The following is a 19,854-nucleotide window of genomic DNA, read 5'->3' as shown; positions in this document are numbered from 1 at the left end:
CAGCAACAATGCTCCCGTGCTCACGACCGGTTTTTGTCCTGGATGGAAAGCTGCATGCGCCTCACTGTGCTCTTGTTGGCTGTCCGTGCGTTGCGAGTTGGGTATCCAGTTCTTCAAGTTGAGAAACCAATTCACTACACTCGGCCGACATTCCAATTCAAAAGCCCAATAACAATGAAAAAAATCAAAACCGCGATGATGCTCGGTGGCCTGCTCGTCCTATCCATCGGCGTTCAGGCAGCGCAAGGCCCATCGCACCTGGACACCGTCATTCAACAAGGCCAACTGCGCGTCTGTACCACGGGCGACTACAAACCCTATACCTCCAAAGCCGATGACGGCGACTACTCGGGGATCGACATCGCCATGGCCCGCTCGCTGGCCGACAGCCTCGGCGTCAAGGTCGAGTGGGTGCAGACCACCTGGAAAACCCTGATGCCCGACATGCTGGCGGGCAAATGCGACATCGCTGTCGGCGGGATCTCAGTCACCCTGGAACGCCAGAAAAAGGCCTTCTTCAGCACCACGCTGGATGTCGACGGCAAAATTCCGCTGGTGCGCTGCGAAGAACAGGCGTCGTACCAGACCATCGAGCAAATCAACCAGCCTTCGGTGCGCCTGGTCGAACCGGCCGGCGGCACCAACGAAGCATTCGTTCACGCCTTTCTGCCCAAGGCGCAATTACGCCTGCATGACAACGTCACCATCTTCCAGGAGCTGCTGGACAAGAAGGCCGACGTGATGATCACCGACGCTTCGGAAGCGCTGTACCAGCAGAAACTCAAACCCGGTTTGTGCGCGGTCAATCCGAGCCGGTTCATGCAGTATGGGGAGAAGGCCTATCTGCTGCCGCGGGATGACATCAGCTGGAAGTTGTATGTCGATCAGTGGCTGCATCTGGCGAAGGTGACGGGGAATTATCAGAAAATTCTGGGGCAGTGGTTGGCGGTGCCTGAAGTTAAATAGCGAACAGTCGAAGCAACGCCTGGAGGTCCCATCAACCGGGCTGATCGACGACCTTGATCTGCGTCAGCCCTACCCGCTCGGCCTGCTCTAAAATCTCCGCCGGCGTCGCGTCCGCCGTGGGCATGACCAGGCTGTTCTCGGCATCCCCCAAATGCAGCTGTAGCAGATGCATCGCCGCCTCGTGCACGGGTAGCCGAGCCTGGCCGAGTTCGAAACTGTGAGTGCGGGGCTCGCCGTTGAACAGGTATTCCACTGTGTAGTTGTGCATGGGGGGATCCTCGTAATGGGAGAAGAGCAATTAACTATCCTGACTAACTGGTCAGCTTTTAGTTCAACTGCTCGCCGTACCCTGTTCATGCAAAGACCAGCCCTTGGTCATCGAGACGCGCTATAGGCGCCTCGGTACAGCGGCCCTTCACGCCACGACGCGCTTCGCAGTTTTTCGATCATCCGGCAGGCCCCAGTAAATCAGACCCGCGCACAGGAAGCAGAACGGAGCCAGCGCCAGCATCCCCATGTAAGTGTTGCCACTCACGTCGTTGATGTAGCCAACCAGCAAGGGCGCGACCATGCCACTGAGCTGCCCCACTGTATTGACTGCGGCGATGCCACCGGCGATAGCCAGGCCGGTGAACGCTTGCTGGGGGATGGTCCAGAAAATCGGGATGGCGATGAAAACGCCGGCAGTGGCCAGGACCAGAAATGAAGTCAACAGAATGTAGTGGTCATTGAAGTAGCACGCCGCGAAATAACCCACTCCGCCGACCATCATGCACAGCCACAGGTACTTGCGCCGCTCTCCAGTGGCGTCCGAACGCCGGGTGACGATGATCATGCCGATAGCGGCCACCAGGTACGGAAGTGCTGTCAGAAACCCCACCGTCAGCTCGCTTTTGATACCCGATGCGCCGATCAGGTGCGGCATCCAGAAGTTGAGGCCATAGCCCGTCAGCTTGATCATGAAATAGATCACGGAAAGCACGGCGACCTGGCGGGTAAAAATCACCTTGAACAGCGATGCCTGAATCGGATTGGAGGCTTTCCTGTCGTTATCCAGGTTGCGCTGAAGGACATCCTTCTCGTCCTGTGTGAGCCATTTGGCGGACTGGATATCCCGATCAAGTTTATACAACACGACAATGCCCAGCAGACTGCAGGGTAATCCGGACAAGACGAACAGCCAGTGCCATCCGGCGAGCCCCAGGAAACCGTTCATGTACTCGAGGATCAACCCCGACACGGGTGCGCCAAGGACGCCGGCCAACGGGATCGACAGGAACCAGATGCCGTTCATGCTCGCCAGGTTCTTTTTAGGAAACCAGCACGCCAGATAGAACAACAGGGCCGGGCCAAAACCTGCTTCCATGACGCCGATCAGGAAGCGCAGGAAGTACAAGGTGTATTCGTTATAAGCGAAGACGAGTGCGGCGGTCGCCAATCCCCATGACACCATGATGCGACAAATCCAGCTCGGCGCGCCGTAGCGTTTGAGGCCGTAGCTGCTTGGCACTTCGAACAACACGTAACCAAAAAAGAAAATACTGGCGGCAAAGCCATAAGCCGCATCGGAAAGCCCCAGTTCCGCCTGCATCTGGGTCTTGGCAAAACTGATATTGATGCGGTCGAAATAGGAAAACAGGAAGCACACAATGGTGAGCGGAAGAATTCGCCAGGCAATGCGCCGATAGAGCAGTAATTCATCAATGCCGGCAGGTTCGCCCACAGCGCTTTGGATCGCAGTAGCCATGTTATTTCTCCGTAATTGTATTTGTTGGAGATCATTAATTCCGGCCACGCACGGTAACCGGTTATAGCATCAGGAAATCGCCAGCTTGCGGGTTACCTCGAATGCCGGGCTGGAGGATGGAGTTCGGAGCGACTCACCAGCACGCCATCCTCGTCGGCATACAGCCAATCACCGGGGAACACCGGGGTGTCGCCAATAGTGAGCGCTTCCTGGACGATGCCGCCGTGCTCATTGTTCGATCGCACGGGCCAGCACCCGGTCGCGATGATCCCGAGCTCCATCCGAGCCAGCTCCTGGGTGTCGCGCACGTTTCCATCAATCAGGATTCCCGCCCAGCCGCTACGCATGGCCAGCGCAGCCAGATTGTCGCCAAGCAGGGCCAGGGGATTGTGTCCCGCGTCGACGATGAGCACGCGGCCATTGCCCGCCTCAGCCAGCAGAGCGCGAATCTCACCGTTACATCCTTGCGCCTTGAGCGTGACGATCTGGCCATGGCAATGGCGCAGGGAGCCGAACCAGACCCAGTCGCCCGGCAGCACCCGGACATCGCCATTGATGAGCATTGCCGCATGTCGATCACACAGGTCCGAGGTTGATACATCCATCTCAAACCACCTCCTGGCTGGCCAGCTCACGCAACTCTTCAAAACTGGCGAGTCGTCCGAGCAGCGCGCTGGCGGCAACGGTGTAGGGGCTCGCGAGCCATACCTGGCCGGGGCCGGATCGGCCGGGAAAGTTTCTGTTGATCGCGCTCACGGTCACCTGATCCGCCCGGGTGGATGAGCCAGGTCCGCAATTTGCGCAGGCGCCGCAACCCGGCATGATCATCTCGACGCCGAGGCGTTCAAAGGTGTCCAGGTAGCCCTTTTCGATGCAGTAGTCTCGAACAGCCAGGGTGCCGTATTGAAGATAGAGTCGGGTGTGTTCGGCGATGGTCAGTCCGTGCTCCACACCCCACGCCAACACTTCGTGGTAATAATCAAAGTCCTCGCGTTTGCCCGCCGTACAGGATCCGCCGTAGGCAATATCCACCGGGATGTACTCATCCAGCTCCGCAAGGGCCACACCGTTTCCGGGATCACCGGGCGCCGCGACCAAGGGTGTGAGGCGCGAGCAATCGATAGCGAACTGCTCCTTGTATTCAGCACCTTCATCGCTGAACAACCAGTCCTCCAGCTCAATGCTCACGCCCCGCCGCTCAAGAATGAAATCGACAGTTTTCTGGTCCGGTTGCACGATGCCGGTGAACCCGCCGAGCTCGGCCACCATGTTGGTCAACGTGGCCCGCTCATCAATCGACATGGCCTGGACAGCTTCCCCGGTGTACTCGAACACCGCGCCGATGGCATTACCCTGGCGGATGAACGCCGAACGCAGCAACTCGAGTACGACGTCTTTGGCCGTCACGCCGGACTTGAGCCGACCATTGAGTTCGACACGAATGATCTCGGGCATGCGGCAACGGATGTAACCCGTGGCCCAGCTATTGGCGATGTCGGTTGCGCCCGCGCCGAACGCCAGGCAACCCAGGGCCCCGGAGTGCGGCGAATGTGAATCCGTACCGACCACGACCTGGCCCGGGAGCGCATGCTGCTCGGTCATCAAGGCGTGACAGATGCCTTCCGAGCCGCTCTGCCCTTGCAAGGCGCCATGGGCAACCACCGGATAACGCCGGACGAAGTCATCATGAGCCGATGCCAGCCCGCCAACGGCGGCGAGCAGATTGTCACGGACATGGGGGAAGCTCTGGCTGGCCAGAATAAGGTGATCCTGAAAGGCGATGATTTCGTGGGGGCGCACCAGCTTCACGTCTTCACCAAATGCCTCCTGCATGAAGTGCGCGCACATGCCGGTGAAGTAGTCATGACTGAAACGCCAGTCAGCGGAAATGAACACACCGTCGCCCTTGACTACCGCGCCATCAGGGTCGATGCGGCGGCGTTCGATGATCTTCTCGACCAACGTCAGCGGACGATTGGCAGGAATCGGATTGAACACTTTTTCGTCGCGAGGCGGTAATTCGGCCTTGCTGAACGGCAGCAGGCCACCCGCGCGGATCACCGCTTGCGTCACCGCATCCCGCCCCGCCAGAAACTCGTGGATATCGATGGATTCGCCGGCGCGAATACGGTCGATCAAGCCGAAATCAGTCGAGGTGTAGATGCCGATGTTGTCGCAGTTCTGGCGATAGATGCGCTCAAAACTCTGGGCAATGATCAGGCGAATACCGGCGGATTTTTCCGCCAGGGGGCTGGATTCGCGAGACGACCCCTTGCCATAACGCTTGCCTGCCACCGTGACCTGGAAGCCGCCATCCTTGACCGCGAAATTTGCGATTGGCAGCACATCCTCCGTCTTGAAGCCCACATAAGGAAATTCACTGAGGCGCGAGTCGTAAGTCATCATGATGACCACAGGCGTGATTTCGTCGGTGGAAATGTCGTCGCGCAGCGGCAAAGCTTCGGCCACCGCCAGGTCGCGCGCCTGCAGCTGAGCTTGAACGGCTTCGCTGCTGCAGGATAAGAACAGGATGCGTCCGTCAAAGCGGATTTTTGTCGTGGTCATTTTCTATCTCCTCTCTGAGAGGGATACTAAACGCCACATCTGTCGGCACTAGTGACGATTCCTCAGCACAGCCATCACCAAATATCGGTGCTCCATGCAATCCATCTGGCGATTCGATCCCACCTCGCTCAAGCTCTTCATTGCCGCCTGTGAACAGGGGAGCATCGCGCGAGCCGCGGAAAGAGAAAACATGGTGCCGTCGGCGGTGAGCAAGCGGATTGCCGAACTGGAAGACGCCGTCGGCACGCCCTTGTTCTATCGCCATAAAAAAGGCATCGAAGCGACACCCGCCGGCCTCTGCCTGCTGGAGCACGCAAGACGGGTCGTCGATGACTTGCTGCAGATGAGCGCCGACCTGTCGGGTTTCGCCGATGGGCAACGCGGTCATATCCGGGTGGGCGCCAATCGTTCCAGCATCATCCAGTTCCTGCCCCAGGATCTGCGCGCCTTCCGCGATGCTCGCCCCGAAATCCAGATAGAACTTCAGGAACAGACCAGCGAAGAAGCGGTCGAGTCTGTGCTCGGCAATCAGAGTGACCTGGGAATCGGCACCGACCTGTCCGGCGCGGCGGAACGCGGGCTGGATGTCCATGCCTATCATTCGGATGAGTTGGTGCTGGTGGTGCCGACGGGCCATCCGCTGTCGGAAAAAACCGTTGTAGCGTTTTCAGACAGCCTGTCGTTCAGCCACATCGCGTTGCACAAGGACAGCCCTCTGTATCGAATGCTGGACCAGGCAGCGCGCAGTGCGAAAAAAACCATCAAGTATGAAGTGCACGTGAAGAGCTTCGATGCGGTGTGCCGAATGGTTCAAGCCGACCTGGGCATTGCCGTCATCCCTCGGCGGGCGATCAGCTACACCGAGGGGCCGGGCCTGGTCAGTGTTGCGCTGACCGACAGTTGGGCCTCCCGGCGGTTTCATATCGTGTCCAGACCTGCGCCGTATCTATCGGCGGTGTGCAAAAGTTTCCTGGAGTTTCTCTGCGCTCGACCATCGGCACTGACTACCTGATGTTGCCGGAGACTGTTTTAGTGTCGCCCGTATGAACCTTGCAACTCACATCGCCCGACATGGTGGTGACATCGCCATTGATGTCACCACTGTCGACATGGCCGCTCATGGTGCGGACGCTGCCGACATTGCCGGTGACCTGAACCCTGCCAGCGGCCGTTTCAACCGAGGTGGGGTTACCGTTCACGACGACGCTGACCGGACCTGTCACCGGCACAGTCTGCTCGACGCCATCGACCACCACCCGGTTGCCGTCAACGCTGATGTTTTTCCCGGTGTAGGTAATGCCATTGATGGTCACCGTCGCGCCGCCCGTGGAAACCTCAAGCTCGCGGGCCTGGGCAAAGCTCGAGAAGTACAGCGCAGCGATCATCAGGGCCAGCTTCTTGGTGGTCGACATGTCAGCGCTCCTTCGTTCAGGTGGTTACAGGGTAATAGCAGGCCGCCGTTAACAATTCACGCTTATTTGCGCTGTTGGTGACAGTCGGCGATCCATGGTTGCCAGGCAGTCGATGTCAAGGCAGCACCATCCCCAATGGCGGGTAGGTTTTGCGCTCTGATTGGGGGGAAACGGCGACAGATTTATTTCTTATGTGTCCCCCCATCTGATTCGAAGCCTCATCGGGGCTGAACATAATGGCTTGTGAAATTTCCTACGCTGCCGGAGACTCAAGTCGCCACATTGGTCACTGACCTGCAGCCTGCAAAAAGCTGGTCGATGTCTCGACCGAGCAGCGCCCCAAAAAAGGACAGAACATGAGCAGCACGGACGAATTGCAAAACCACGATGCCAGCCCGAAATGGAAAGAGCGCTTCGCTTTTTTCAATCAGCACGGCAGCCCCAAAACCCCCAACTTCAGCTCGGCGCTCAAGCAGCTGACGACCCGCAAGCGCATGCTGATCAATATGAACTTCATCGCGATTTTCTTCGGACCGATTTATCTTTTCGTGCTTGGCCTGTGGAAAAAGAACCTGGCGCTGCTGGCGATCATCGTCGTCGTCAGCTTCAGCCTGTCGTTTATCTTCACAATCCTGGGTCGTGAATTGCCCTACGCCTTGGGCAGCGGCCTGAACGTCGTCTTTGCACTGATGTATGGGTTGAGCGCCAACTATGCGTATTACCTGAAACAGGAAAAAGGCTCGCAGGGGTGGAACCCGTTTGAAGGGTTGAAGATAGTCTGAAGGACTTGTGGGATCGAAATGTATCCTGCCGGGCAAAGGAAGGCGCGCCCCCTAGAGCGCGCCTTTTTCATTGAGTCGTCAAAAAACGCTGATCAAACTACACCGTGCATAAAAAACTCGACCGGAACCTTAAAGTAATCAGAAAAGCCTTTTATCTGAGATACAGTCATTTTTCTTTTATTGTTGAGCATTTCTGAAATGGCACTTTGAGAAGCAATTTCGGACAAGTCCTTTTGTTTAACCCCCCTATCGGCAATAAGAAACGCCAACGCTTGCGATTGAGAGGAGTAAGGGATCAAAACCGTTTCAGTCTCGTACTCATAGACACGATCAGCCACCAGCTCCGCGAAGCGTGCTGCTACATGCCCTTCACTGTCAGCATGAGAGTAAAGCTCATCGATTAGCGCCATGCGCCCCTGCAAGTCTTTATCATCCTTGATTTTTTCATGACAGGCAGACAATAGCCGGGACATGGTCGCCATCTGATCGCTCAGACCATCAAGCATCGGTGAAATATTAGCTATGAAGGAATCTAGTCCAGTGGCTTCGATCTTATCACGCTTCATTTTATCACCTATATTCTTACAGTACATAAAAGTAGATCATTCGATCAGAACTACTTGACCTCACTTCTACACCACTTGTCGTATCCGGCGTGAGGCAGGATATCCTTGATATAAATGGTGCCACTCATCGTATTTATCCAACAGATAATCCGACACTCATTCTTCTTGATATCAAAGATATAAATATCAAGGGGGCCCTTTCTGCTCGTCTCCCGTAGTTTTGAGTGAGGGACTCGATCAACGTTCCATCCGGACGTGGTGGACCAAAGCTTTCGAGTCTGCTCAAACGACTCGAAGCGCAGGCCTGGTTTATCAAACGTCGTTAGCCATAAACTCAGCGCTGCTTGCCATTGACTGTATTTCTGCATCGCTTGCGTAACCGCCGCTTTCGCTATTACCCGCATACCTTCTCCGGCGTTCTTCCATGCAAGCAAAATTATATCAAATACAGATATCTGTCAAACAGATATTCGTCCCCCCTCACGCTCGCCCGTACTCAACAAGCAACAGGTAGCCGCTCACCTTTTCAACGAGCAGGCGAGCGCATGTGTCCGAGCATTACTTCAGTCGCATGTGTTCAGTCACCGGAAGTCATGGGTGTAACCGGCCACTGCAACCCGGATTCAACGGGTTACAGTGTGCCTGTTTAAATCGGCGAAAATCCCTTCCTGTATCTGCGGCCCGCTACAGTTCGCTGAAAATCAGCCCGGCATTGGCAAACTGTTGGTTCGCTTTGTGACCCAGCAGGAACAGGATGGATTCGAGGGTGAAATTGCCGATGTACTTGCCTTGGTAAGCGATACACGCGGCAATGTGGCCGAAGATACTCAGTTGGTTCTGGCTCAGGGCCAGGCTCGACGCCAGCAGCAGGTTTTCCGTGCCCACCAATGTATTGGCGTCCGCCAACAGGCTGCGATAGCAGCCATCAAGCACCCCTCCGTCGGCTGCGCCGGCAAGTTGCCGCAAACGGTCGAGCATCGCATCGCCCACGCGTAACTCGCGTAGCCGGTTGTTACGCAGGCGTAGATTGCCATTGCCTGGCTGGAGTCGAACTCGACCCCGACTCAACGCCACGCCCAGATTTTTCAGGAGGTCGAGGTCCAACGGTTCGTCACTCTTGCCTTCGCCGTATAAGGACACGCGACCGTTGATCTGGTTGTCTGCCAGCAAGGTGTCGGCCTCGGCATCCCCCAGAGCCAGCGCGAAACCGGTGGGGTTGAGCATCATTTCAGTGCGCAAGCGATCCAGCGAGAGCGCGAGTCGACGCTGGCTGGCACCTTGTTCGATCTCGCTGCGCAGTGTCGACAATGCCAATCCTTCATTGGGGGTGAGGGGCACCTGCAGGCGGTCCAGTTGTTGCCCGAAAGCCTTGCGCTGAGCCGGGCTGAACGTTGCAAAGGCTTCGACCACCTTGCTCGGGATGGATGCGAAGAGCTCTCCCCTGCCTGTTTCCAGCGCCACCTCCAGGGGGGCGAGCAAGGGGATGGCAACCATCAGATCCCGGCCCCGCGGTGGTCCATTCGACGAGTAGGCATTGATCAGGCAAGCGCTCAAGTCAATGCGCTCGGCGTCGTCGATCTGCACCAGGCTAATGCCAGGCACCGTTAGTCCCGACAGGCGCATCCGCGCAAAGCGCAATTGCGCACAGCCTTGAAAACGCAGGCACTGGTTGTCGCCCAGCACGATGATGGCGAAATCCAGAAACGTCAGGGAGGCAAAATCGAAACAGTTGAATTCTTGATTGCGCAGCACCAGCCGGCTGGCGGGGCCGCTTCCGTGGATGAACAGATGGGTACCCTCCGGCGCGACCTGGTCGATGCTGTCGGCCAGGTGATGCTCGCCAGGTAGCAGGCACAGGCAGATGTCGCGTTTACCCTGTTCGAGCAACGTTTTGAGAGCGATGTCGAGACTCTCGAACTCGCCGCCGACGCCGATGCTGGTGCAGCAGCCACCGCCGTGATTTTTTTGACAGAGCGCATCGAGCGCATCCTGCACGGTATGAATGCCTTGGGCGGCCATGTCGGCGCACTTCGCCGGGTCATAGGCGACGTGTGTCGCTACGGACAGGTTGGCGGAAAAATGCAGGACGTTGTACTTGCCGGCCGCTACCTGGCCAGCTTCGAGCAGTTGCGCCGTGCAGGTCTGGTTCAGCACGCCGGGGGCCAGGCTCCAGGTAACGCTGGCAATACCGTCCGCGCCGGTGGCGATGATCTGGCTGTCGGTGCCGTCAGGCAGCGCGCCATCGCTGACGGTGAAGCTGACCTCGGCCCCGGCAACCGGGAACTTGCCATTGAACACCGCGACTTCCAGCGGGCTGGGCAAAGGCAGGTTTTGTGGCGCCAAAGGGTCAGGCATGACCTCTTGGCCGTCGCCACCTACGTAATAGAGATTGGTCAGTTCGGTCAGCGCCGGGAACAACTGACGGCAATCGGACAGCGTGCTCCAGACCCCGGCCTGGCAGTTGAGCAAGGCCAACCGGGTGAAGGCGCGCAACACCCCCTGCGGTGCCTGGAAGGCGGGTTTGTTGGCCACCAGCGGCCACTCGATGTCAGCGGTAGCCGTGCGCGCGGGAATGGTCCAGAAATCCCCGACACGGTACTTGCCGGGGATGAATTTGATCTCGACGCCCTCCTCCAGCTCCACCCATCCGCTGTTCAAGTTGGCCGCCGCCGGGGCCATCTTCGCCCAACCGTCCCAACGCCGTACTCGCGGATTGCTCAGGTACAGCATCTTGTCCAGCGGTCCGGTGGCACTGGCCAGATCGAGGGTGACCAGATTGCCTTCGGTCTTGAGCACCTGGACCAGTGTCCCGGGCCGGCCCAGCAGTTCATAGGTATCGTCGAACAATTCCAGCCAGCAACCGGCAGTGATTGCGAGGTAGGCATCACGGCCGATGCTGGCGACCTCGAATTCGTCCGCCGTCGGCTCGCCCAGCCAACGTGTTACGCGGGTCTCGATACTGCCGTTATCACGGGACCATTTGTAGCGCTGGTCAGCTGAAACGCTGCCATCGTCATGGATCTCCACGCGATACAACAGGTTTTCAAGGCGTCGGTAACCCGCTTCCGGCGCCAACAGGCAGGGATCCTTGGGCGGCGTGCTGGGCTCCGCGCGGGCCGCCAGCTTGCCGTCGGCGGCAGTGACCAGGGTGGTCCAGGCCGGTAGCGCGCTCAGACAGGTCAGGTCGGAGCCGATGTCACCGGCACGCAATAGCTTGACCTGCCATAACAGTTGGTCGCGGGTCGCGCTGTCCGGCCCACCGAGGGCTACTTCACGGATAAGCGGGTCTTCCAGGGCCGTGATATGCCTCAGCCAGGCTTCGAGATAACCAACGTAAACCCCATCAGGCGGGTCGATGGGCGCTCCGTTGTTGTCATAGACCTTGACCTCGGCAAGTGGCGGCGCGTTCGCCGCAGGCAATGACAACAGGCTGGCATTGACCGGCAGCACCGGTGAGACGTTGCCCGGCAAGTGTGGCTGGCTGGTCGCCGTTACCGGGCTGGCGTTTTCGCAGAGCAAGCCTTCGACGTAGTAATGACCGATGCCGATGCCGATGGTCTTGCCGTTGCCGGTCAGTAGAAAACCCGGGTTGGCCAAAGGCCCCCCGCTGTGGCCGATGGTATCGACGGTTTCGGTCTCGATCCGGCGATTGAGAATGTCCTGCTGCTCGTTCCAGTCCGCGTCCAGCTGCACCCGCCCCTGTTGCATGCGTACCGCGCGGTAGTGCTGGTCCTGCTTGTCGGTAGAGCGGGTGAGATCGGCTTTCATAATGGTATTCCTGGCCCGTTATGCGCGTTCAGTCAGTTCACAAAGATCACCCCGGCCTCCAGGCCGAAGCGCAGGTATTCGTCCAAGGCCTGACGCAGGTTGGCCTCGCGCTGTGGTTGTTGCAGCAGATTCCACACGCCCATTTCGGCGCCATCCTCGGCACCGGCACGCAGTTCTTGAGCACTTGAAAGTCGCAGCTGGGCATACGCCGGATGGCTGAAATTCACCGAGGTAAACGTGGGTGTCACCCGCACTCGTTCGCTCTTCGCCTGGGCGGTTACCAAGTCTGGCTGGCAGCGATAGCGGCGTGGCGTCTGCGAGCCCGACGGGATATAGCAGAAACGCACACAACCTTCCTGGCGTCGGGCGATCGTCAATTTGGCGCTGAACAGGCTGTTGCTGGCTTGCAGTTCCCCGGCTGCGCAAGCGCCGAAGACGCTGCAGCGATCGAGCTGCAATCGCGTGTGTGGCAAATCGAAGGCCAAGGCATCGCCGTTATCAAACACACTGTTGCGGCCCTCGACCCCGGCAATGGCCTTGCTTGAGCGCAACGGCCCGCACAGGCAATGGGTCAGTCGCAGCCAGAGTTGGCTGCCGGTGCCGGTGTGGCGAATGCCGCCCTTGCTCGGCGTCAGGCTGCAATGACGTAAATTCACTTCGCCCAGCGCGCCGTCCAAGCGCAGTTGACCGTCCAGCAGCAGCCCGGACAGGCTGAGGCGAGTGTTGAGATTGCCGCGTAAACGCAGGTCGCCGATCAGTACCGGTCGCCGCTGGTTGGCGGCTTCAATGGCCAGGTGGGTATCGGGCAAGTTGAGATCGGGGCTCAGTTCCTGGGTCCCGTCGTCCAGCAGATAGATCAGCGTGGGCACCCCCACAATCACCGCCGCGAGCGCATCGGCCAGGGTGGCGAAATCGCCCGGGACCCGCAACCATGCCTGGAAATCTGCGGGGTCCAGCAGGCCGTGCAACGGCTCATCTTCGCGACGCACCGGGCGTCGATCATAGGGCCCGGCACCGACATCACCAGGGAAGCCATAGCAATAAGCGACCTCCACCCGGGTCGCGGTCTTGCCGGCCGGCAAGGCGATACGCCCAAGGACCGGGTCGAAACCCACCAGGTACAGGTTGGCAACGCCGGGAAAGGTTTTGTCCGGCCGGCCGGGTTTGTTCGACTTGACCGTCACACTGGCCGGTGGTCGCCGCCATTCCTGCGGCATCACACCGGGCAAGGGCGACAGATTGCACACCAGCAGATGCTCAGGCGGTACTTCTACTCCGTCCAGCCAGATTCGCAGCACCGGCCCCCCCTCCTCCTGATCAAGGGGAAAGTACACAGGGTCGGGCGTCTCGCCATCGGTCAGGGCCTGGCGCAAGGCGGTCAGTTCGTCGTGCAGCAGACGCCGGGAAAGTGGCTCCGGCACATTTTCCGGTTGCGCCAGGTGAGTGATTTCCTGCTCGGTGCGCGGCCGGTTGAACAGCATGCCCTCGCCCCGCAACAGCGGCTCGGCAACGTCGCGACCAAGGGCATCGAAACTGTAGAACCCCGCCAGGCTGGTCATCGCCCGGGCAGTGGCGCGTTGCAGCGCGTAGGCCTGCAATCGCCAAAGATACAGACCAACGTTGGCAATGTTGTAGCGCCCGGCCGGGAGTGAACGCACCTCGACGGTATGGGCGCTGCGGTCGAAAGGGCCGTCGACGCGCTCCAATTGCGTGGCATCACGCAGGTTCGGCGTGCGCACGCTTTGCGGGCGGCAGTGTTCGAGGTATTGGGTCGTGCCCAGCAGCTCAAAGAACTCCACCGCCCGCGCACGCCAGCCGGTGGTATCGAACGCCAGCTGTTCCAGCACCGGCAGCGTGCCCTTGCGCCGTCGCAGGCGCAGGGTATTGGCCACATAGGCGCGCAGGCCGAACGCCTGGGTGCCGCTGACCGGATACAGACCGCGTACGCCCAGCAGATCACCGATATAGGGCACCAACCAGTCGTCACAGGTTTCGATAAACCAGTTGTCGTAGAGCCGGGTAATGTCCTCCTCCAGCACAGCGCCCTGCTCGGCGATAACCTCCAGCAATGCCCGCAGCGGCCCACCCATTTCGGCATCACGCTCGCGATAGAAGGCAGGCAGCCGCGCCATCAGGAATTCGGCGTCAATGCTCATAGGCCAAGCTCCGTCAACGTGACCGCGGTCGGGTCCAACAACAGCAGCTGCGCCGCCAATATCTGCTGACTCTGCCACCGCGCACCGCGGGCGCGCAGGCGACCATCCGGCCCCGTTACACGGCTGCCGGACAAGCCGTCGCAGAGCCGCAGGCTGTCCAGATCCACCCGCTCGACTCCCGGTACCCGCTGCATCACTGCCAGTACTTCACTGCCGCTGACGGGTTGTCCGTAGTACCGCGCTGAAAACCCGAAGGCTTGCCCCAAGGCACTGCGCACTGCGCTCAGGACCGCCGCGCTCCGATAGTCCGGATTGATCCGGACCTTGGCCTCCACACCAAAGCGCAGCACCACGCCGGGCGCAAGCTTCAGGGGCTGATGAGCCGGGCGCACCGTGTCGATAGCCGCTGCCAGGTTGCGGTAGAGCGTAGATCCGGGATCGATGCTGACGCCCTCCACCCCGCTGACGGTGAGGTGGACCAAGCGCTGTTCGCCATCCCACAACCACACCGCCTGAGCCTTGCCGACGCCAGCGAAGGCGGCGGCGAAGTCTTCGAAATCCCGCAGTGAGACGATGCGGTCCAGGGTCCTTACGCTCAACGGTGCATTCTGCCGGGCACTGTCGCGGTCTTCCGGGTCAACCCCGCCGGCAGCGGGTACCGGGTTGATCACATCCTTGACCCCCAATGGGCGGGACAGCAGCAGACTGATCCGCCCATTGTCGAGATTGCCGGCCGCACCGATGCCGACGCGATAGTACGCGTGCACGTTCATCTGCCCTGTGGGCAGGCGACTGCCGTGCAGGCCGTCGCCAAATTGCACGGTGACCCGACCATCGTCGTGCCGTCGCAGCAGATAGGCACGGTCTTGTGCGCCGAGGTCCCCCAAACGTGGCGCCTCGGACCAACGCACACCCTCGATGTGCACGTGCAGCGTGCTCTGGATGCCCGAAGGTGTCGGTGAGGAAATGTAGGTCAGCGGTCTCTGTTGCAGCAAGAAGCGCTGGAAGGCCTGGCTGGCGTCCCCACTGCCGAGGATTTCCGGCTGGATCTGCATCTGCTTGCTGTCGCCGTGACTGGCGGGTGCCACATTGGCGTTGACCCGCACACTCAGCGGCAGATAGGCCTGTTGCAAATCGCTCTCCAGCTCCAGGCGCGTACGCGAGCCACTGCTGTCGTTACGTTGCAAGCGCCGCACTTCGCTGGCAAAACCCAGCAGCACTTCATGGCGTACGCCATCGGTGAAGGACAGGCTGGCGAACCGGCCGTCCCTGGCGATTTCCACCGCCACCAGCGGGTCATTGGCCAACAGTCGCTGACGCGCCAGCGCATTTTGCGCCACGTCCGGCAAGGTGTGGCCGCTGACCGACAGCCAGCGCCCCGCTTCCAGCTCCGGCTGCAGATCACCCAGCGTCAACACATGACCGCTGAGCAACCCGGACCGGGGTCGGGTCGCCCACGGCAGCTCGATGGATTCGCCGTAGGCCGTGGTCTCGCGCAGACGCTCGTTGAACAGCTCGCGCAGTTGTTCACCACGCAGGCTCAGGCGCGTGGTCTTGCTGCTCAGGGTGAAGGCGGCGCGAGCATCTTCGCGGCTGTCGAGGATCTGATACAGCTCCTGGTAATCGGGCAGCGCCAGCACCAGCCAACTGCCCGTGACCAGCCGCGGATAGCTGGCATCCAGATGCACGCTGTGTACGTCCCGGGGATAAAGCCGACTCTGGGGGATGATCTGTTTGGCGATGCCCGGGCCCTGCCAGCGCAATTGGATCAAGGCGGCGCCGCCGTTCTCGAAGTACTCCAGGCGCAGGTCGAGTTTTTGCCCGGCCTGGAGCTCAAACAGGGTCGCGTCGTATTCAGTGGCACCTTGCACCTGCCACTGATTGATCAGCAACTGACCGCCAAGCCACAGCCGCACGCCATCGTCGGCTTTGACGAAAAAGCTGTAATTGCCGCTCTCGGGTATTTGCAGCCAGCCGCTCCAGCGCACCGAGAAGGTGTCGACGGTCAGCTTCGGATCGGGGCTGGCGTTGCCCCAATCGAAATCAACGGTGGCGTCGGTGCGGCCAAGCTTGCGTGTCTTGAAGTCTTTGCCTTCGAAGTACTCGGCATACAGGCCGCTGCCGGTGGCCTGGCGGGTCGGCGGATCGGAAATGTCGGCCAGGGTGAAGCCCGGCCACTGGCCGTGCAGACTGATGTTCGCCTGTTCCTCGACGTCCAGGCCCAGGTAGCTTGCCCGCAGGCTGCGTGGCATCGCTCGCCAGTCCGGCGCAGCCTGGCCGAACAGCGAGGCCTTGGTCCGCAGGGCAAAACAGCGTGGATTGGCCTTGGCCGGCTCGACGTGAGGCATCACCTCACCCAGTGGCCGGTCGAGCGTCACTACCGTGTAGCCAGCCAGTGGGTCGGCGCTCGGCTGCGCCGCAGAAATCACTTGCAGGCGGGTGACGCGGCGCAGGTCCCAATTTTCGCTGCCGGGATTTTTCAGGCGTTCATCGCCGACGATCAACAATGAGTCGCCGGCTTGCAAGCGGGTGTTCTGCCCCTTCAGATACAGGGTGCGCGCGCCCCAGTAGGGCGGCACCTCTTCCTGGGTCTGCAGGGGCAAGGCATTCCAGGCAGCGCGCGCATACAACGGCTCCAGCGTTTCGAAAACCTGGGCCTGTTCATCCTGCTCGGGAATGCTCTGGCTCTTGGTGCCGGCGTCGATCCGCGCGGTCAAGGGCGCGCCCGGCGCGGTCTCAAGCGAAAAAGCCAGGAAAGTCGAGGCCGCCACCCCAGGGCGCAGCTCGTACCCGATGGAACGCCCCAACTCCACTATCGAGCGCCGCTCCGTGGCGGTACGCAGGAAGCCCTCGTTGACAAGGCGTTCCTGGTAGAAACCCAGCACATCGAGGACTCCAGCCCAGGCATCGAGCAATGCCAGCGCCGGATCGTCGGCATCGCGTGTGCTCAGCCCGAGCAGCGACGTCTGGCCGGACAGGCGCGCCAGCTGACTCTCGCGAAAACGCCCATGGGTGCCGACCCGATAGTGCAACGTCGTCTGCCCTGGCGGGTTCAATTCGTCGACCGGCGTCAGCACCTTGATCCCGGCGCAGCAGCCGCATTGTTCGCCATTATTCATAAGCCACCTTGCATGTTCAGCAGCAGTCGGCCGTTTTCGGGGAAATTCGGATCGTTATCCAGGCGCAGCACTTCCAGCGGCGCGGCACTGATCATGCCCTGCTCTATTTCCTGACCAGGGGTTTTACCCCAGCGCTGGAACACCTCGACCTGAAGCGAGGCCACACCGGTCACCGAATGCGCCGCCTCCATCAGGGCGGAGAGCGCCAGGCCCTGGCCGAAACTGAAGTGGTCGGGATGAAAGAAGCCGAGTTGTCCCAGCCCGTCTGCACCACTGCTCAGGCGCTTGAGCAGGCCGAGCTTGACCGTCGCGGCAAAGTGGCCCGGCAATACGCAGACGTTCAGCGCAATATCCAATGGGGCATAGATCGGTTCGCGCAGCTCCAGGTCATGGCAGGTAAGCCGGTAGCGTTCCAGGTGGCGCAGCATTTCTTCACGAAACGGCTTATCCAGTGGCTTGCCGCCCTTGCGGTCGAGGCTGACGAACAGGGTGTACCAGCTGCCGGTCCAGCGAAGCCGGGCAGCTGCCCGTTGAACGAGTGGATGACGCTCGGCGACTCGCGCGTAGTCGGCCTCGGTGACCGCCCGTTCCTGGGTGCGGAACGCCTGTGGCGCAAACAGCTTGATCGCATCGGCGCTTTCCGGCTCGGCGCCGCCGCTGGCCGACAACGGATTGCGCAGCGTTTCGATGAAGTCCTTGATCAGAGGGTCTTCACAGACCACCTGGGTGATGCTCTCGGCGCCGACATTACCGATGCTGCCACCGCCTTGGCGATAGCTGGCCAACAGCCGGCTGAGGGGTTGCGGCTGCAGGCCGAAGCGGTTGTCGCCAAAGCGCAGGTGTGCGCTGCCATCGGCTTCGATCTCCAGCACAAACTCCTGGGCGAAGCGGTCACTGCCGAGCAGATCACGGCGTGGCAACCAATGGCTGGCACCGGGCTTGGGCTGGTCGCCAAACTGATCGGGATCGTCTTCGCGCAGTTGCATGCCGGCCGGACGGGCTTGCCGGGGATCCTGATACAAGGTGCTGCTGGCGGAGCGCGCAGGGTCGTGCTCATAGGCCTGGGCAAAGACGATGCCGGGCTCGCGCAGGCGCGGGCGGTACTGGCCGGCAGCCGGTACCGCGTCCGGCAGCAGCGACTCATCGGCGCGGGTCAGCCCGTGGTCGGCCAATACCACATTGCCGCAGACCTGAGCGATCCTGACTGTCTCGCCGACACCGGACTGTTGGATACGCGCGCTGACGCACAACGGGAACGGTAGCGCGTCCTCGGCGTGCCAGCTGATCAGTTGCAACGGCGTGTCGGTCAGCAGGTCGTGCCCCGGCTTGACCCCGGTCAAGCGCACCGCATGCCGGTGGGTGCGGTCGGCATCCGGTGCACGGCCAGTGCCGGGGCTCAGGACTTCTTCGAAGATCAGCAGCATGCCTGGCTGCAAGCTCAGCGGCGGATCGTCGATCAGCGCGGCCTCCTGCGCGCCTTTGCCCAGGCAAAAATCCGGCTCGCCCCAATGATGGATATCAATGCGGTTATGGGCGGACTGCAACGACAACGCGTGCATTGTTTCGAAGACTTGTGTGGCACCGTCAGGCAGGGTTTGCAGCACGGTTTCATTCAATACCGTCCCGGGCTCGGCGGTACGGGTCAACAGCGGCGTACCGGCGGCCAACACTCGACCGTCGGCTTGGGCCGAGACGCTCAGGCTGACGAAGACCCGACTGTTGCAGCCATCGTGGATCGGGTAATCCAGCAACCGCGCGTGCCTGCGCAGGGAGACGCGGCGGCGGGCAGTGCCCAGATACGCTTCGGTGGCGACCGCATCCTGGTAATAACTGAGCTGATCGCCGATGTGCGCCAGCATTTCCACCAGGGCCACAGAAAAATCCGCAGGGTTGCGCTCGTGAAAGCCTGGAATCAATTGCCCCATCCGGTCCAGCATCAACCGGCGGAAGCTCCCATAGTCCTTGGCCAGGTAATCCAGCAGCGGTTCGGCCGGTACCTGCGGCGGGCAGGGTTGGTCGTCGGCACAATCGAATTCGGATGGGCACTGTGCCTTGAAACTGAAACGAATACTCGACAGGCAAGGGTCGAAACCTGGCGGTGCGTCTTCGGGTGCCGTGGGATTGATCAAAACGAAGCGGTACCAGGAGAAATCACCGGCCTGGTCCACCGTCATGTTGAGTTGATTGCCGCTGATACTCAGGCTTTCGATGCGTACGCCAGTAATGCGCACCCCGCCCTCGATCCGGCAATGTGCCGCGGTGATGCCAGCCACCGGGTTGACGAACACCACACTGAGCTTGCGCTGATTCAGGGAGACGACTTCCAGATAGTCGATGCCGTTCAGGCTCGGCGGGTCAAGGTCACGCAGCAACTGCAGGCGATGGCGGTTGTCGGACAGAAACTGGCGTTTCATGGCGCAAGCCCTCGGCTGAAGGTCGCCAGTTGCCGCTGGCGATCCCGGCGCATGACGTACTGCACGGTCACGCCGAGGCGCGCATCGAGGTTTTCGACGGTCACCGCCTCGACCTCGATCAGTTCCCCCAGCCACTGTTGCAGCGACCCTTGCACGGTCATCTGCACGGCAGCAGCGAGGGCGTCGCTGTTAGGCGCGAACACCAACTGCAACAAGCCGCAGCCGAAGTCTGGACGGTTCACCCGCTCGCCCGGCACGGTGAACAGCACCTGTTCGATCATGTCCCGCACCTGCAGATCGGCGAACACTTCGGCGCTGCGCCCGCGCGAATCGATGCTGAAGGGAAAGTCCAAGGCCAT

15 protein-coding genes are annotated in these 19,854 nt (G+C 60.5%); 3 read left to right on the top strand and 12 right to left on the bottom strand.

Annotated features, from left to right (window positions below):
* Positions 1–174: 174 nt before the first annotated feature.
* Positions 175–966, top strand: coding sequence for a transporter substrate-binding domain-containing protein (locus F8N96_RS13900; protein WP_150798288.1), 792 nt, complete (start codon positions 175–177; stop codon positions 964–966).
* 31 nt (positions 967–997) lie between these two features.
* Here F8N96_RS13900 and F8N96_RS13895 read toward each other — a convergent pair whose 3' ends face one another.
* From F8N96_RS13895 to F8N96_RS13880, 4 genes are all read right to left on the bottom strand, one after another.
* The gene (locus F8N96_RS13895) at positions 998–1,234 is read right to left on the bottom strand and encodes a hypothetical protein (protein ID WP_150798287.1); all 237 of its coding nucleotides are present in this window, start codon (positions 1,232–1,234) and stop codon (positions 998–1,000) included.
* 147 nt (positions 1,235–1,381) lie between these two features.
* Positions 1,382–2,713 (bottom strand): MFS transporter, encoded by a 1,332-nt coding sequence (locus F8N96_RS13890; protein WP_150798286.1) that lies wholly within the window; start codon positions 2,711–2,713, stop codon positions 1,382–1,384.
* Between the two features lie 92 nt (positions 2,714–2,805).
* Entirely contained in the window at positions 2,806–3,318 is a 513-nt protein-coding gene (gene rraA, locus F8N96_RS13885) for a ribonuclease E activity regulator RraA (protein WP_150798285.1), read from the bottom strand.
* A 1-nt stretch (position 3,319) separates the two neighbouring features.
* Entirely contained in the window at positions 3,320–5,278 is a 1,959-nt protein-coding gene (locus tag F8N96_RS13880) for an aconitase family protein (protein ID WP_150798284.1), read from the bottom strand.
* A gap of 94 nt (positions 5,279–5,372) precedes the next feature.
* Here F8N96_RS13880 and F8N96_RS13875 point away from each other — a divergent pair, with 94 nt between their 5' ends.
* Complete coding sequence (locus tag F8N96_RS13875; protein WP_150798283.1) at positions 5,373–6,290, top strand: LysR family transcriptional regulator; 918 nt, start codon at positions 5,373–5,375, stop codon at positions 6,288–6,290.
* Here F8N96_RS13875 and F8N96_RS13870 read toward each other — a convergent pair.
* A complete protein-coding gene (locus tag F8N96_RS13870) occupies positions 6,283–6,690 on the bottom strand; it encodes a hypothetical protein (RefSeq protein ID WP_150798282.1) in 408 nt (135 codons plus the stop codon). The genes F8N96_RS13875 and F8N96_RS13870 overlap by 8 nt on opposite strands.
* Before the next feature lie 356 nt (positions 6,691–7,046).
* On the opposite strand from F8N96_RS13870, the gene F8N96_RS13865 reads away from it, so the two are divergent.
* Positions 7,047–7,472, top strand: coding sequence for a DUF2628 domain-containing protein (locus F8N96_RS13865; protein WP_150798281.1), 426 nt, complete (start codon positions 7,047–7,049; stop codon positions 7,470–7,472).
* A 92-nt stretch (positions 7,473–7,564) separates the two neighbouring features.
* Here F8N96_RS13865 and F8N96_RS13860 read toward each other — a convergent pair whose 3' ends face one another.
* The 7 genes from F8N96_RS13860 to F8N96_RS13830 form a co-directional block, all read right to left on the bottom strand.
* On the bottom strand, positions 7,565–8,038 hold the full coding sequence (locus tag F8N96_RS13860) for a helix-turn-helix domain-containing protein (RefSeq protein WP_150798280.1): 474 nt from the start codon (positions 8,036–8,038) through the stop codon (positions 7,565–7,567).
* 50 nt (positions 8,039–8,088) lie between these two features.
* Positions 8,089–8,406: a type II toxin-antitoxin system HigB family toxin gene (locus F8N96_RS13855; RefSeq protein WP_224789528.1), complete on the bottom strand. Its 318-nt coding sequence runs from the start codon at positions 8,404–8,406 to the stop codon at positions 8,089–8,091.
* Between the two features lie 316 nt (positions 8,407–8,722).
* Positions 8,723–11,806 (bottom strand): DUF6519 domain-containing protein, encoded by a 3,084-nt coding sequence (locus tag F8N96_RS13850; RefSeq protein ID WP_150798278.1) that lies wholly within the window; start codon positions 11,804–11,806, stop codon positions 8,723–8,725.
* Between the two features lie 32 nt (positions 11,807–11,838).
* A complete protein-coding gene (locus F8N96_RS13845) occupies positions 11,839–13,962 on the bottom strand; it encodes a hypothetical protein (RefSeq protein ID WP_150798277.1) in 2,124 nt (707 codons plus the stop codon).
* Entirely contained in the window at positions 13,959–17,081 is a 3,123-nt protein-coding gene (locus F8N96_RS13840; protein WP_150798276.1) for a putative baseplate assembly protein, read from the bottom strand. The genes F8N96_RS13845 and F8N96_RS13840 overlap by 4 nt, the downstream gene beginning before the upstream one ends.
* A complete protein-coding gene (locus F8N96_RS13835; RefSeq protein ID WP_150798275.1) occupies positions 17,078–19,495 on the bottom strand; it encodes a putative baseplate assembly protein in 2,418 nt (805 codons plus the stop codon). Before F8N96_RS13835 ends, F8N96_RS13840 begins: the two co-directional genes overlap by 4 nt.
* Positions 19,492–19,854 carry a GPW/gp25 family protein gene (locus tag F8N96_RS13830; protein ID WP_150798274.1) on the bottom strand — a complete coding sequence of 121 codons (363 nt, stop codon included), beginning with the start codon at positions 19,852–19,854 and terminating at the stop codon, positions 19,492–19,494. Before F8N96_RS13830 ends, F8N96_RS13835 begins: the two co-directional genes overlap by 4 nt.

Source organism: Pseudomonas fluorescens (genome assembly GCF_902497855.1).
GTDB classification, from domain to species: Bacteria; Pseudomonadota; Gammaproteobacteria; order Pseudomonadales; family Pseudomonadaceae; genus Aquipseudomonas; species Aquipseudomonas fluorescens_BI.
The sequence above is the reverse complement of the archived record's forward strand: the minus strand, read 5'-3'. Positions and strand labels throughout refer to the sequence as shown.

What these genes read in the sequence shown, in the direction of transcription:
- F8N96_RS13900 (WP_150798288.1), top strand. Translation starts at nt 175, where the DNA reads ATGAAAAAAATCAAAACCGCGATGATGCTCGGTGGCCTGCTCGTCCTA.
- F8N96_RS13895 (WP_150798287.1), bottom strand. Translation starts at nt 1,234, where the DNA reads ATGCACAACTACACAGTGGAATACCTGTTCAACGGCGAGCCCCGCACT.
- F8N96_RS13890 (WP_150798286.1), bottom strand. Translation starts at nt 2,713, where the DNA reads ATGGCTACTGCGATCCAAAGCGCTGTGGGCGAACCTGCCGGCATTGAT.
- rraA (WP_150798285.1), bottom strand. Translation starts at nt 3,318, where the DNA reads ATGGATGTATCAACCTCGGACCTGTGTGATCGACATGCGGCAATGCTC.
- F8N96_RS13880 (WP_150798284.1), bottom strand. Translation starts at nt 5,278, where the DNA reads ATGACCACGACAAAAATCCGCTTTGACGGACGCATCCTGTTCTTATCC.
- F8N96_RS13875 (WP_150798283.1), top strand. Translation starts at nt 5,373, where the DNA reads ATGCAATCCATCTGGCGATTCGATCCCACCTCGCTCAAGCTCTTCATT.
- F8N96_RS13870 (WP_150798282.1), bottom strand. Translation starts at nt 6,690, where the DNA reads ATGTCGACCACCAAGAAGCTGGCCCTGATGATCGCTGCGCTGTACTTC.
- F8N96_RS13865 (WP_150798281.1), top strand. Translation starts at nt 7,047, where the DNA reads ATGAGCAGCACGGACGAATTGCAAAACCACGATGCCAGCCCGAAATGG.
- F8N96_RS13860 (WP_150798280.1), bottom strand. Translation starts at nt 8,038, where the DNA reads ATGAAGCGTGATAAGATCGAAGCCACTGGACTAGATTCCTTCATAGCT.
- F8N96_RS13855 (WP_224789528.1), bottom strand. Translation starts at nt 8,406, where the DNA reads ATGCAGAAATACAGTCAATGGCAAGCAGCGCTGAGTTTATGGCTAACG.
- F8N96_RS13850 (WP_150798278.1), bottom strand. Translation starts at nt 11,806, where the DNA reads ATGAAAGCCGATCTCACCCGCTCTACCGACAAGCAGGACCAGCACTAC.
- F8N96_RS13845 (WP_150798277.1), bottom strand. Translation starts at nt 13,962, where the DNA reads ATGAGCATTGACGCCGAATTCCTGATGGCGCGGCTGCCTGCCTTCTAT.
- F8N96_RS13840 (WP_150798276.1), bottom strand. Translation starts at nt 17,081, where the DNA reads ATGAATAATGGCGAACAATGCGGCTGCTGCGCCGGGATCAAGGTGCTG.
- F8N96_RS13835 (WP_150798275.1), bottom strand. Translation starts at nt 19,495, where the DNA reads ATGAAACGCCAGTTTCTGTCCGACAACCGCCATCGCCTGCAGTTGCTG.
- F8N96_RS13830 (WP_150798274.1), bottom strand. Translation starts at nt 19,854, where the DNA reads ATGGCCTTGGACTTTCCCTTCAGCATCGATTCGCGCGGGCGCAGCGCC.